General features: G+C 57.4%; 11 protein-coding genes. 5 read left to right on the top strand and 6 right to left on the bottom strand.

The genetic code is table 11. From position 1 onward, the window contains the following. Nucleotide 1 precedes the first annotated feature (1 nt). Nucleotides 2-703: an ABC transporter ATP-binding protein gene (locus C0U40_RS17310; protein WP_101657056.1), complete on the top strand. Its 702-nt coding sequence runs from the start codon at nt 2-4 to the stop codon at nt 701-703. A 73-nt stretch (nt 704-776) separates the two neighbouring features. Here the strand turns inward: C0U40_RS17310 and C0U40_RS17305 are convergent, their stop codons facing one another. Next, nucleotides 777-1,379: a 2-hydroxychromene-2-carboxylate isomerase gene (locus tag C0U40_RS17305; protein ID WP_101657055.1), complete on the bottom strand. Its 603-nt coding sequence runs from the start codon at nt 1,377-1,379 to the stop codon at nt 777-779. 199 nt (nt 1,380-1,578) lie between these two features. Between C0U40_RS17305 and C0U40_RS17300 the strand changes: the two genes are divergently transcribed. From C0U40_RS17300 to C0U40_RS17285, 4 genes are all read left to right on the top strand, one after another. Beyond that, nucleotides 1,579-3,207, top strand: coding sequence for a long-chain fatty acid--CoA ligase (locus C0U40_RS17300; protein ID WP_101657054.1), 1,629 nt, complete (start codon nt 1,579-1,581; stop codon nt 3,205-3,207). A 212-nt stretch (nt 3,208-3,419) separates the two neighbouring features. After that, nucleotides 3,420-4,661, top strand: a complete 1,242-nt coding sequence (locus C0U40_RS17295; protein WP_286135074.1) for a serine hydrolase domain-containing protein — start codon at nt 3,420-3,422, stop codon at nt 4,659-4,661. Next, entirely contained in the window at nt 4,658-6,628 is a 1,971-nt protein-coding gene (locus tag C0U40_RS17290; RefSeq protein WP_101657053.1) for an acetoacetate--CoA ligase, read from the top strand. The genes C0U40_RS17295 and C0U40_RS17290 overlap by 4 nt, the downstream gene beginning before the upstream one ends. Next, a complete protein-coding gene (locus C0U40_RS17285; protein WP_101657052.1) occupies nt 6,625-7,497 on the top strand; it encodes an acyl-CoA thioesterase in 873 nt (290 codons plus the stop codon). The genes C0U40_RS17290 and C0U40_RS17285 overlap by 4 nt, the downstream gene beginning before the upstream one ends. An 85-nt stretch (nt 7,498-7,582) precedes the next feature. Here C0U40_RS17285 and C0U40_RS17280 read toward each other — a convergent pair whose 3' ends face one another. Genes C0U40_RS17280 through C0U40_RS17260 form a run of 5 tightly spaced genes read right to left on the bottom strand, consistent with a single transcriptional unit; the run spans nt 7,583 to nt 12,537 of the window. Further along, nucleotides 7,583-8,353, bottom strand: coding sequence for an SDR family oxidoreductase (locus C0U40_RS17280; RefSeq protein ID WP_101657051.1), 771 nt, complete (start codon nt 8,351-8,353; stop codon nt 7,583-7,585). 9 nt (nt 8,354-8,362) lie between these two features. Then, entirely contained in the window at nt 8,363-9,136 is a 774-nt protein-coding gene (locus C0U40_RS17275) for an SDR family NAD(P)-dependent oxidoreductase (protein WP_101657050.1), read from the bottom strand. Nucleotides 9,137-9,138: 2 nt separating this feature from the next. Then, nucleotides 9,139-10,440 carry an acyl-CoA dehydrogenase family protein gene (locus tag C0U40_RS17270; RefSeq protein ID WP_286135073.1) on the bottom strand — a complete coding sequence of 434 codons (1,302 nt, stop codon included), beginning with the start codon at nt 10,438-10,440 and terminating at the stop codon, nt 9,139-9,141. Between the two features lie 20 nt (nt 10,441-10,460). After that, complete coding sequence (locus C0U40_RS17265; RefSeq protein ID WP_101657049.1) at nt 10,461-11,237, bottom strand: enoyl-CoA hydratase-related protein; 777 nt, start codon at nt 11,235-11,237, stop codon at nt 10,461-10,463. A gap of 1 nt (nt 11,238) precedes the next feature. Next, complete coding sequence (locus tag C0U40_RS17260) at nt 11,239-12,537, bottom strand: 3-hydroxyacyl-CoA dehydrogenase (protein WP_101657048.1); 1,299 nt, start codon at nt 12,535-12,537, stop codon at nt 11,239-11,241. Between the last annotated feature and the right edge of the window lie 5 nt (nt 12,538-12,542).

The following is a 12,542-nucleotide window of genomic DNA, read 5'->3' as shown; positions in this document are numbered from 1 at the left end:
TATGTTGGACGTAAAAGACCTACACGCCTACTATGGCAAATCCCACATCCTGCAAGGGGTGAACCTGAATGTTCAGGAGGGCGAGATTGTTGCCCTTCTGGGGCGCAACGGGGTCGGGCGCTCGACCACATGCAAAGCCATCATGGGAGAGGTGGAACCCCACGGTTCCGTCACCTTCAAGGGGCAGGAAATTGCTGGTAAGAAAGCCTTTGAAATCGCCAACCTCGGGATCGGTTACGTGCCCGAAAACCGCGATATCTTTCCGGGGCTGACCACACGTCAGAACCTGATCCTCGGCCTGAAGCCGGGGCAAAAGGATGAAGACGGGCGCTGGTCGATGGAGAACATGTTCGAAATGTTTTCCAACCTGCGGGAACGGGCCGATGTGGAGGCATCGGTCATGTCGGGCGGGGAACAGCAGATGTTGACCATGTGCCGCACATTGATGGGTGATCCTGACTTTGTCATGATCGACGAACCTACCGAAGGCCTGTCTCCACAGATGACCCAGCGTGTGGCCGAACTGCTGAACCAGATCGCCGCACGCGGCGTGGCGACGTTGCTGGTGGAACAAAAGCTGTCCATCGCAATGGATATTGCCCATCGGGTTTATGTGATGGGGCACGGGCAGGTGGTGTTTGAGGGCACGCCGGCAGAGCTGAAATCACGGGACGATGTGCGCAAGGAATGGCTGGAGGTCTAACGACCGAAGGCTTTTGTCCCGAAGTAACAGGACCGGCGGATCGTCTTCCGCCGGTCCTATCCGTTCAGACTTGTCAGTTCTCTTTGCCCAGCCAGTATTCCAGATCGGGCAGACTGTCCTTTCCAAAGAAGGGTTCGTCCCCGACAAACATGGTAGGTGCCCCGAAGGCGCCACGCTCTGCTGCCTGATCCGTCAGTTCGAACAGACGGTCTTTGACCGGCTGGCTTTGCGCTCCTTCAATAATCTCGGCCGCGGGCAGCCCGTTCGCTGTCAGTGTTTCTGCTATCACCGCAGGGTCATCCATTTTCAACCCGTCCTTCCAGACCGCATCAAATACAACGTCGATGTAGCGAGGGCCGTAATCCTGCGACTGTGCGTAAATTGCACCGCGCATCACGGCAGTGGTCATAACCGGAAAGTGGGGGTTGAATTTGAAGGGTATCCCGTACCGCTCGATAAAGCGGTGCATTTCACGGCGTTCGTATTCCAGCTTGTTGGTGACTCCGCCAAAGGCCTGAACCGGCGGTGTGTTGTTGGTGATCCTGAACAGTCCCCCCAGCAGGATCGGAATATAGTTTGCCTTGGCTCCGGTGCGGGCTTCGATCTGGTCCATGATTTTGTGGACAAGATAGACATTCGGGCTGGCAAAATCATATAGAAAGTCGAAATTCTTCATTGTGTTCCTCCACACGGGTTATGCTTTGATACTGTCAGAGACGGTATTTCCGGACAAGGTAGCAGAAAGAGGCTGACCTATTGGATTAACTCGGGAAAACGGTCGCAACGTCACCCGTTTCGTCGCGCAATAATGTTAAAAAAAATCGGACAATCCCGTCAGAATTTGTAAAGTGGCCCAAACTGAGGAGAGGACGACCATGCAAGGTTTGATGATGAACCGCCCCATGCGGGTAAACGATATTCTGACATTCGCGGCAGAGGTCCACGGCGACAGTGAGGTTGTCTCTGTCACCGTAGAGGGAGGCACCCACCGCACCAACTACCGCGCCATAGAAGGGCGCACCCGTCAGGTGGCCAAAGCGTTAATGAAGCTGGGCGTGAAACAGGGGGACCGTGTGGCGACTCTGGCCTGGAACGGGTACCGCCATTTCGAACTGTATTACGGTATCGCGGGTATTGGTGCGGTCTGTCACACCATCAACCCGCGCTTGTCAGCGGAACAGATGATCTACATCGTCAACCACGCCGAGGACAAAGCGATTTTCGTTGACCTGACTTTCGTGCCGATCCTGAATGCCCTGAAAGAACATCTCCCCAAAGACCTGATCTATGTGGCCATGACAGATCGTGCCCATATGCCAGAAACCGACCTGCCCAACCTTCTGTGCTATGAAGAACTGGTGGAGGCGGAAGACGCGGATTACGAATGGCCCGATTTCCCCGAAGATACTGCCTGTGCGCTGTGTTACACTTCGGGCACCACGGGCAACCCGAAGGGTGCGCTTTACAGCCACCGTTCCACCGTGTTGCACGCAATGATGGCGGGCGTTTCCCTGCAAACCAGCCTCAGCCCGGGCCAGCGCATCTTGCCTGTTGTGCCTCTGTTCCACGTCAACGCTTGGGGTCTGCCCTATGCCGCACCGCTGACAGGTGCCTCCCTTGTGTTCCCGGGTGCCGCGCTGGACGGACCAAGTGTTTACAAGCTGATGCAAGAGGAAGAAGTCTACTCCGCTTGGGGGGTTCCAACCGTATGGTTGGGACTTCTGGGCGAGATCAAAGCGCAGGGCGGCAAGCCTTCGGCCTTTGGGGAAGTGATTATCGGCGGTTCTGCCGCGCCGCGTTCCATGATTGAAGCCTTTGAAGGTATGGATGTTTCGGTTTGCCACGCTTGGGGTATGACAGAGATGAGCCCGATCGGGACCGTTGGTCTGCTGAACAAGACGCAGGATAAACTGCCGCAAGGCGAACGCATTGATCTCAAGGCGAAACAGGGGCGTCGCGTCTTTGGTGTGGACCTTAAAATCGTGGATGAAGACGGCAACCGCTTGCCCCACGACGGCGAAGCGCAGGGCGAACTGTATGTGCGGGGCAACACCATCGTTTCCGGCTATTACAACAACGAAGAGGCGACCAAAGGCGCGCTGGATGCGGACGGTTGGTTCGGCACCGGCGATGTGGCCAAAATCACCAGCAGCGGCATGTTGACCATCACCGACCGTGCCAAAGACCTGATCAAATCGGGTGGTGAATGGATCAGCTCCATCGATGTGGAAAACATGGCGATGTCCCACCCCGAAGTGGCCAATTGCGCCGTGATCGCTGTGCCCCATCCGAAATGGGACGAGCGCCCGTTGCTGGTGGTTGTCCCGACAGCGGACTCTTCCAAAGACGTGGCGAGCATTCAGTCTCACCTGTCGGAAAACCTAGCCAAATGGCAGGTGCCGGACGAGGTGATCTTTGTAGAAGACCTGCCCATGACGGCCACAGGCAAAGTGTCCAAATTAACCCTGCGCCAGCGTTATGCGGATGGCACACTGGCGGGATAATCCGTCTTAATGAACACCAGCTGATCGGGGCGGGCCTGTGCCGCGCTCCGGTCAACTCCTTCAGGGCAGTCCGGTGAAACGGCTTCCTGTTTGCGGAAAACCTGCGGTCACGTCACGTCTTTCCGAACCACCCTTTATATAGCCATTGAACTGCATGTTCCGCCGTTGCAAGCTTTGCACAATTAAATGCAAAGCAGTTGGAAGGAATGCCCATGCAAACCGCGTCACCTCAGTCCGCAGGATTTGATCCGGACCGGATGGGCCGTATCGGCACATGGATGGACCGCTACGTTTCAGAGCGCAAATATGCCGGATCTTCCCTGCTGATCGCGCGGGGCGGCAAAGAGGTTTATTTCAACGCGGCCGGAGCGCGGGATATTGAGGCAGGCCTGCCGTTTGAGCGGGACACGCTGGCGCGAATCTATTCCATGACAAAACCGGTCACATCCGTGGCGATCATGATGCTGGCCGAACAGGGGCTGTTTCATCTGGATGCGCCATTGTCCGATTTCATTCCGGCCTTTTCGGATTGTACCGCGCTGGTGGACGGGGCGACCAACCTTGATCAGGTGACGCCGTGCCAGACGCCCACGCTGCACCAACTGCTGACCCATACCAGCGGCTTCAGCTATCCGTTCAATCCGGGCGTCCTGCCCGCTGCGATGGAAGAGAAAGGGCTGATTTTCCGCGCCGATCAAGGCCCGCTTGAAGGAGTTGTGGATCAGCTCGCCGAACTGCCGCTGGCCTTCCAGCCGGGCAGCAGATGGGAATATTCCGTGTCCATTGACGTGCTCGGGCGTGTAGTTGAGGTGGTCTCGGGGCAGAGCCTTAGCGCGTTTTTTGCCGAAAAGATTTTTGCGCCCCTTGGTATGACGGAAACTGCATTCAGCGTTCCGGAAGGTACCCAATCCCGCTTTGCTTCGCTCTACACACCGTTGGCGGGGGATGCGATGGCGCTCAATGCAGCAAAGGAGGGCGGCAATCCACTGCGCCTGATCGACCACGCCGACACAAGCGCCTATCGCAAGGCCGAGACGTATTCTGGCGGCGGCGGTCTGGTGGGGACAATCGACGATTACATGAAATTCTGCGAGATGATCCGCTGCAAGGGATCAGGCAACGGGAACCGTTTGCTGTCCCCGAAAACAGTAGATTTCATGACCCGAAATCATCTGCCGGGCGATATCGCCTCTATGGGACCGAGCAGCTTTGCCGAACAACCGATGGAAGGTATGGGCTTTGGTCTGGGCGGTGCTGTCGTACTTGATCCGGCCCGCGCCCGCGCACCGGGAAGTGTGGGGGATTTCAGTTGGGGCGGTATGGCCTCTACTTTTTTCTGGGTTGATCCGGTGCTGGATCTTTCGGTGGTGTTTTTCACCCAACTCTCCCCGAGCAGTTCCTATCCGGCCCGCCCGCAACTCAAATCTTTGGTGCATGGAGCCTTAATGCAATGAATACCCCGGTGAAAGAACGCCCGATCCTGTGGACCCCGTCAAAAGAGCGGGCGGAAAGCTCCCGTCTGGCGGAATACATACGCTGGCTAGAGCAAAACCGCGGGCTGACATTTGCGGATTACCCCGCGCTGTGGGAATGGAGCGTGACAGAGCTGGAGGATTTCTGGGAAACCATCTGGCAGTTCTTCGATCTGCAGTCCTCTGCCCATTATACCAGCGTTCTGGACAAACGGGTGATGCCGGGGGCGAAGTGGTTTGAAGGCGCACGGCTGAACTTTGTGGAACAGATCCTGCGCCATGTTCCACAGCGGGGCGACGCGCTGGCGATTTCTGCCCGATCCGAAACCTTTGGTACAGAGCAACTGACTTGGGCAGAACTGCATGGGCAGGTGTCCAGTCTGGCGGCGCACCTGCAGGATATGGGCGTTGAAAAGGGCGATCGTGTGGTCGCCATTCTGCCCAATGGTCCCGCCTCTGTCGTGGCATTTCTGGCGACGGCAAGCCTCGGGGCGATCTGGTCGCTGTGCGCGCCGGATATGGGGGATGTGGCCATCGTGGACCGCTTCGCCCAGATCAAGCCCAAAGTGTTGATTGCGCAGGACGGATATGTTCATGCGGGTAAAACCGTGGACCGCCGTGGCATCCTTGCGACCGTAACGGAAAGCCTGCCAACGCTGGAGCATCGCATCGTGCTGCCGTTCGCAGGGGAGCTGCCAAACGGGGCCCGCAACTGGGCCGATCTGTTGGACCGCAAAGCCGGTTTTGCGCCGGAACAGGTGCCTTTCGATCATCCGCTTTGGGTGGTTTATTCCTCCGGCACTACGGGCAATCCGAAACCGATTGTACACGGTCACGGCGGGGCGCTGGTTGAAGGGGCCAAACAATCGCTCCATCAGGATCTGAAAGCAGGAGAGCGGTTCTGCTGGCTGACTTCCTCTGGCTGGATCATGTGGAACTCGCAGCTGCTCTCACTGGCACAGGGGATGACGCTGTCCATTTTTGACGGCGCGGTGAACTATCCCGATCTGAATGTTTTGTGGCAGTTCGTTGCCGAAGAAGAGCTGAACTATTTCGGTGCGGGGGCGGCCTATTTCGGAACCTGTGCCAAGGCAGGTGTCACACCTGCCAAGGATTTTGACCTGTCAAACCTGCACTCGCTCGGTTCTACCGGCTCGCCCTTGTCCGAAGACGCCTACGCGTGGATTTACAGGGAAGCGAAAGAGGACATCTGGCTTGCACCGATTTCCGGTGGCACCGATCTGATGGGCGCATTTGTCTGTGGCAATCCGATGGATGTGGTGCGGGCCGGAGAGATGCAGGCCCGCGCCCTTGGCAATGCGGTGCGTGCCTTTGACGGGGCCGGAAACGAGGTGATCGGTGAGGTGGGCGAGCTGGTTTGCACCGAACCGCTGCCTTCCATGCCGCTGTATTTCTGGGGCGACGAGGACGGATCCCGCCTGCACGAGAGTTACTTTGATACCTATCCCGGAGTCTGGCGCCACGGTGACTGGATTGAAATCACGCCGCAAGGCGGGTCGGTGATTTACGGACGCTCTGATGCCACCATAAACCGCAAGGGCCTGCGCATGGGATCGTCCGAGATCTATCAGGCGGTAGAAGGGCTGGACGAGGTGATGGACAGCCTTGTCGTCGATCTGGAGTTTCTGGGCCGCGAGAGCTTTATGCCGCTGTTTGTAGTGCTGCGGGACGGTCTGACGCTGGATGACAGCATTAAGACAAAGATCAACACAGCGATTAAAAACGGAGTCTCGGCGCGGTTTCAACCCAATGAAATCATTCAGATCGCAGAGGTTCCGCGTACAATTTCGGGAAAAAAGCTGGAAGTTCCTGTCAAAAAGCTGCTTTTAGGCGGAAATCCGGAAACTGTGGTGAATCGCGACAGCATGGCCAATCCGGAGAGCTTTGACCGATTTATTGCCTATGCGGCAGAAAGAGAGACCGGATGACCGACATTGTGGCAGAGTTGCTGAACCTGCTGGAAATCGAGCAGTTGGAAGTGGACCTGTTTCGCGGCATCGGTTCGGGCGGCGAGACGACCATGCGGATTTTCGGCGGGCAGGTGATCGCACAGGCGCTGGCGGCGGCTTATAAAACTGTAGACGGGCGGTTGTGCCACTCGCTTCATGCCTATTTCATCCGTCCGGGTGATCCGTCTATTCCAGTCATCTACTCTGTGGACCGCGCAAGGGACGGGGGCAGTTTCACCACGCGTCGGGTGATTGCGATCCAGCATGGCAAGCAGATCCTGAACATGTCCGCCTCTTTCCATGTGGAAGAGGAAGGTCTGCATCACCAGCATGAAATGCCAAAAGTGCCAGAGCCGGACACACTGGAATCCCGTGCGAAATGGCGCGAGGAAAACAAAGACAAAGTCCCCGAAAAGCACCGCAAGGAATTTCTTCGGGCGCGTCCCATCGAAATTCGCGAAGTGGCACCACAGGACTGGTTTGCCCCCAAAGTCGTGGAGGACCGCAACCATCTGTGGTTCCGTATGCCGGGTGCGCGGGACGCAAATCCGCAGATGCAGCACTGCCTGATGGCCTATGCCTCGGATATGAACCTGCTCGGCTCCAGCCTGCGCCCCCACGGCCAGACGTGGTTTACAGGGCAGGTGATGACCGCCAGTCTGGACCATGCCATGTGGTTTCACGCGCCGGTGAATTTTGCCGACTGGCATCTTTATACGATGGACAGCCCGTTCACGGGCGGGGCGCGCGGATTTAACCGTGGCACCATCTTTACCCATGATGGCAAACTGGTGGCCAGTGTCGCGCAGGAAGGTCTGATGCGGCAGATCAAGAAGAAGCCGGAATAGACCCTTCATATGAAAATGCGGGACAGTTGCCTGTCCCGCATGGCCTCCGGCGGGGATATTTGCCCCAAAAAGAGCCGCTTGCCGTTCAGATTGCACCGCCGTAGATGCGGTTCAATTTGCGCATCCCGCCGATCCATTTGTCGTAATTGTCGGTTTTGTTGCGCATGTAATCCAGCACTTCGGGATGGGGCAGCACGAGGAAGGTTTCATCGTTAATGGTCTTCACGCAGGCCTCGGCCACGGCTTCGGGTTCGAGCATCCCGTTGAGCGAGGCAACGCCGTCCTCATGACCTTTGGTCATGGCGGAACGGACCGCCTGCGGGCAGAGAACCGACACTTTGATGCCCTGATCATTGTAAGTCAGCGCCAACCATTCTGCGAGCCCAACTGCGGCGTGTTTGGTCACACCGTAAGGGGCGGCACCGACTTGGTTGAGAAGTCCGGCGGCTGAGGCGGTGTTCAGCAGATAGCCGCCGCCCCGTTTGCTCATCAGCGGGACAAGGTGGCGCGCGGCCCAGACATGAGACATCACGTTGATATCCCAGATCTTCTGCCAGTCGTCATTGGGCACTTCGACGCCGCCGCCCACAAGGATGCCGGCGTTGGAGCAGAACAGGTCAATGGGGCCTTGCTCGGCCTCGGTCGTGTCAATGAGGGCTTTGATTTCCTCTTCATTGCCAACATTGACCTGAAACGACACACCGCCGATTTCCTTGGCGGTGGCTTCTGCGCCGTCGCCGTCCAGATCGGCGCAGACTACGCATTTTGCACCTTCTGCGGCGAAGCGAATGGCAAGCGCCTTGCCGATACCGCCGGCGGCACCTGTGACGACGATGATTTTATCTTTGAGTTCCATAGTCTTCCCTTATGTCCACATGACCGAACCGCCATCGACGGTGAAGGCCTGTCCGGTGATATACTGGCTGGCTTTGGAGCCAAGGAAGACCGCGATGCCTGCAAAATCTTCCGGTTCGCCAAAACGCCCGAGCGGAATTTCTTTGGTGGCCCGTTCCGCAGCCTTTGGATTGTCCCACAGCTCTCGGGCGAATTCCGTGCGCACTACACCGGGACACAGCGCATTGACGCGGATGCCCTTGGCGCCGAATTCGGCAGCTAGGTTACGGACAAGGCCGATCACTGCCAGTTTTGACATGGCGTAAGTGCCCAGCATGACCGAAGGCTTGAACGCACCGATGGATGATGTGAAGACCATCGATCCGCCGCCGTTCTTTTCCATATCGGGTGCTACCAGTTGCGCCAGCCACAGGTTGGACTGGACGTTGACCTGCATGGTCTTTTCATAGGCTTTGTCGGAAATGCCCGATGTCGGGCCGTAGTAGGGGTTTACCCCTGCGTTGCCGAACAGGATGTCGATAGTGCCGGCCAGTTCGTGGGTTTTTTCCACCAGCGCTTCGAGCTGGTCCTTGTGGCCCGCATTGCAGGCTACGCCAAAGGCGCGGCTTTTGCCGCATTCCTTGTTGATTTCGGCAGCGGCCTTATCCAGATCTTCCTGTGTACGGGCAGAAATGACCACCTTGGCGCCGTGCAGCGCCATAGCTTTGGCCATCTCGAACCCCATGCCTTTGGACGCGCCGGTGAGCAGCGCGACCTTTCCTGTCATATCAAACAGTTGTGTCATGTTTATGGTCCTTCAAACTTGCGACCGGCGGCAATGATCGGGGCGCGGTCGTTGGACGCTTTGAAAGTCTGGACCTCGGCGCGGGCCACGACGTGGTGGTGTACCTCGTCCGGACCATCAGCAAAGCGCAGGGTGCGCTGACCGGCGTACATGTCAGACAGCGGGAACCACTGGGACAGACCGGCGGCACCGTGGACCTGCATGGACTGGTCAATGATGTCGCAGACTTTCTCTGGTACCATCGCCTTGACCGCAGACACCCAGATGCGGGCTTCTTTGTTGCCAAGCACGTCCATCGCGCGGGCGGCTTTCAGCACCATCAGGCGCATGGCTTCCAGTTCGATCCGTGCGCGGGAAATGGTTTCCATATTCTTGCCCAGATCGATGATCTTCTTGCCAAAGGCTTCACGGCTGAGCGAGCGTTCCAGCATCATTTCCAGAGCGCGTTCGCCCTGACCGATAGAGCGCATGCAGTGGTGGATCCGCCCTGGCCCAAGACGAAGCTGGCTGATTTCAAAGCCGCGACCTTCACCCAGCAGCATGTTTTCTTCCGGTACCCGGACATTGGTAAAGCGGATGTGCATGTGACCGTGAGGCGCATCATCATGGCCGAAGACGTGCATCGGGCCGAGGATCTCTACACCCGGTGTGTCGATAGGCACGAGGATCTGGCTTTGCTGTTTGAACGGTTCCGCATCGGGAGATGTTTTCACCATTGTAATCATGATCTTGCATCGTGGATCGCCTGCGCCGGAGATGTAGAATTTCTCGCCGTTGATGACCCATTCGCCGTTTTCCAGAACCGCAGAAGTGGAGATGTTCTTGGCATCTGAAGAGGCTACATCCGGTTCGGTCATGGCAAAGGCGGAACGGATTTCACCGGCCAGCAGGGGCTTGAGCCATTTTTCCTTTTGCGCAGGCGTGCCGATCCGTTCCAGCACTTCCATGTTGCCCGTATCGGGCGCTGAACAGTTCAGCGTTTCAGAGGCCAGAGGGTTTTTGCCCAGTTCCGCTGCGATATAGGCATAATCGAGGTTGGACAGGCCCTCGCCGGTTTCCGCATTGGGCAGGAAGAAGTTCCACAGCCCGTTTTCCCGCGCCTTTACCTTGGCGGTTTCCAACAGCTCCAACTGGCCCGGCGCGTAAGACCAACGGTCGGCGCGGCCTTCGCCCAGTTTGTAAAATTCCTCGGTGATCGGGTCGACGTTATCGCGGATATGCGCGATCACAGCGTCCAGCAGCGGTTGTGCCTTTTCAGACATGGCAAGCTGGTTCAGCTTTGCGTTGTGTATTCCGAGTGACATGGTTCTATAGTCCTTTCCGCTTAGCGGTTTACCCAATTCGGTTTTCGTTTTTCCACGAAGGCATTGACGCCTTCTTTGAAGTCTTCGGTTTTCATGAGGTCCTGAATGACCTCGCGGCTGTATTCGTTGCTTTCGGGCAGGCCTTCGGCAACATTCATGGAGTTCAGCACACGTTTCGTGGCCTTGACGGAGGAGGGAGAGACGGAGGCGATTTCCTGTGCCTTCTCCATTGCAGCATCCAGCAGTTCGCCGTGAGGGACGACTGCGTTCACACAGCCCAAAGCCAGCGCTTCGGTAGCGTCGATCTTGCGGCCTGTGAACATCAGTTCCTGCGCGGCCAGCCGCCCGATGTAGCGGGACAGGCGCTGCACACCGGAAGCGGCGGCAAAGAAGCCGACCTTCACTTCGGGCAGGGCGAATGTGGCCTGATCGGAGGCGATGATGATGTCGCAGGACAGCGCCGTTTCAAAACCCCCGCCCATGGCAAAGCCGTTCACCGCAGCGATAATCGGTTTTTCCAGATCAAAGCGCGAGGACAGACCGGCAAAACCGTTGGTGCTGACCGGTCCCTTGCCACCCTGCGCGGTGTGCTTGAGGTCATTACCGGCGGTAAATGCCTTGTCGCCAGCCCCTGTCAGCACCGCCACCCAGAGATCGGGATCGGCGGCGAAATCATCCCAGCACTGTGACATTTCATCGTGCATCGGGCCGTGAATGGCGTTGTAGACCTCGGGCCGGTTCATGGTGACCAGCAGCACGTTGCCGCGTTTTTCGGTGGTTATAAACTCGTAAGCCATATCAGGCGCCTCCCTTTGTTTTCAGTCCGCCGGTGTTGATGTCGGTGAATTTGCCATCTTCGGCGGCCAGCTCGCGCAACAGGGCGGCAGGTTCGCAGGATGGATCTTCGTTGGCGAGTTCTTCCATCTTGGCCAGAACCGCCTTTGCACCGACCATGTCGCCATAGAACATCGGGCCGCCTTTGTCGGCGGGCCAGCCGTAGCCGTTGATCCAGACCACATCAATATCCGACGGCCGTTGAGCCTTGTTTTCTTCAAGGATTTTAACGGCTTCGTTGATCATCGGATAGATACAGGCTTCGATAATCTCGCTTTCGGGCATGGTGATCGGTTCGGCTTTGGTGATGTCTTTGATGATCTTTGCAGTTACATCAGAGGGCGTGGGGTTGCGGTTCTCGTCGTAGTCATAAAAACCCGCTTGGGTTTTCTGGCCGCGACGGTCCATTTCGCACAGGGCATCGCGGATCGGGTTGTCCGTCTTTGCACCTTTGGACCAGCCGATATCCAGTCCGGCCAGATCGGACATCTGGAACGGCCCCATCCGAAAGCCAAATGCGTTCAGCGCTGCGTCCACGTCCCAAGGCAGCACACCTTTGGCCACAAGACGGTTTGCCTGATCCTGACGGGCAAACAGGATGCGGTTGCCCACAAAGCCGGGGCAAACCCCCACCAGCGTTGCCACTTTGCCGATCTTTTTGGCCAGATCCATACAGGTGGCCACAACATCGTTGGCAGTATGATCCGCACGCACGATTTCCAGCAGTTTCATCACATTGGCAGGAGAGAAGAAATGCAGGCCGATCACGTCCTCGGGCCGTTTGGTCACGGCAGCGATTTCGTCAATATCCAGCGCCGAAGTGTTGGTGGCAAGGATCGCGCCCTGTTTCATCACAGCGTCAAGTTTGGTGAAAATATCGCGTTTGAGGTCCATATCTTCAAACACCGCTTCGATCACCAGATCACAGTCGGCCAGATCGTCGATAGACAGGCAGCCCTCAAAGCGGGACATGCGCTCGTCCACTTCTTCCATCGGGAAACGCCCCCGTTTGGCGGAGCGTTCGTAGTTCGCACGTACAACGCCGAGGCCGCGGTCCAGCGCCTCCTGTTTGGTTTCCACGATTTTCACGTTCAGACCGGCGTTGACAAAATTCATCGAAATGCCGCCGCCCATCGTGCCAGCGCCGATAACGCCAACCGTCTTGATAGGGCGCAATGGTGTCAGATGGGGCAGGTTTGGCACTTCCCAAGCCAGCGTTCCGGCGGTTTCGAGATAGTCGGCGACGTCCGTGTGCGTGTCCATGAGAT

Source organism: Neptunicoccus cionae (genome assembly GCF_002860325.1).
GTDB lineage: Bacteria > Pseudomonadota > Alphaproteobacteria > Rhodobacterales > Rhodobacteraceae > Amylibacter > Amylibacter lutimaris.
Note: the sequence above shows the minus strand (reverse complement) of the source record. Positions and strands in the feature narration are given on the sequence as shown.